General features: G+C 58.3%; 2 protein-coding genes. One reads left to right on the top strand and one right to left on the bottom strand.

All coding sequences use genetic code 11. From position 1 onward, the window contains the following. Positions 1–134: preprotein translocase subunit YajC (locus EN994_RS32370; protein ID WP_348629218.1), on the bottom strand; the 134-nt coding region annotated here is incomplete at its 3' end. A 277-nt stretch (positions 135–411) separates the two neighbouring features. Between EN994_RS32370 and EN994_RS32365 the strand changes: the two genes are divergently transcribed. After that, a partial coding sequence (locus EN994_RS32365; RefSeq protein WP_164746462.1) for an ATP-binding protein occupies positions 412–1,160 on the top strand: 749 nt, incomplete at its 3' end.

The following is a 1,160-nucleotide window of genomic DNA, read 5'->3' as shown; positions in this document are numbered from 1 at the left end:
TTCTTCAGCTGCGTGCGCTGCGGCCGGATGATCAGAAAATACATGATCACGAAAATCAGGACAAACGGCAAAATGCTGATGAACATGTCGGGAGAAGCGCCGACGCCTTGGGCGTATGCCGGTGTCACGAACATCGAGGTACTCCTGAATTTTGAAAACAGCCGCCAATCTGGCGGCCCCTTGAAATTTGGCCGGAATATAGTCGGTAAAGTTGTCAATGCAACTGCGCGGCCGGCCAAATCGGCTGCTTTTCCGGCCTGTTGAGCCGTGTTAGAGCAGGATCGCAAAAAGCGCGAGCCGGTTTCCGCAAAAAATTATGCTCGAACAAAAGGTTGCAACCGGTTTTGTATCAGGCGAAATCGGGCAGCTTCACGCCCCAAGACATCAAAAACGCGAAAACAAAAGACAGACATGACCGACAGCAGCATTGAGGCCCTGAACCAGAAACTCGACCGGCTGATCGAAGCGGTGAGCCGCCTTGCCCCGCCGCCGGTGCCCCAAACCGACCTCCGCGAGGCTGATTGCTTCGTTTGGCAGGCCGATCCGGGCTATCTGGAACCGGTGCACAGGGTTAACCGCGTCGACATCGGACTGATCCGTGGCGTCGACCGCGTCCGCGACATCCTTGTCGACAACACCGAACGCTTCGCTGCCGGCTACCCGGCCAACAATGTGTTGTTGTGGGGCGCGCGCGGCATGGGCAAATCGTCGCTGGTCAAGGCCGTGCATGCGGAGATCAACGCCAAGGCCAGGTCCGACCTGCCGTTGAAGCTGATCGAGATCCACCGCGAGGACATCGACACGCTGCCGAAGCTGATGGGTCTGCTGAAGGCGGCGCCCTTCCGCTTCATCCTGTTTTGCGACGACCTCTCCTTCGACCATGACGACACCTCCTACAAATCGCTCAAGGCAGCGCTCGAAGGCGGCGTCGAGGGCCGTCCAGCCAATGTCATCTTCTACGCCACCTCGAACCGCCGCCATCTTTTGCCGCGCGACATGATCGACAATGAACGCTCGACCGCGATCAACCCGTCCGAAGCGGTCGAGGAAAAGGTGTCGCTGTCCGACCGCTTCGGGCTGTGGCTCGGTTTCCACAAATGTTCGCAGGACGAGTATCTCGACATGATCGACGGCTATGTCCGCCATCACGGGCTGACAAT

This window comes from Mesorhizobium sp. M7A.F.Ca.CA.002.09.1.1, assembly GCF_003998555.1.
Taxonomy (GTDB): domain Bacteria; phylum Pseudomonadota; class Alphaproteobacteria; order Rhizobiales; family Rhizobiaceae; genus Mesorhizobium; species Mesorhizobium ciceri.
This window is presented reverse-complemented; position numbering and strand designations above follow the sequence as displayed.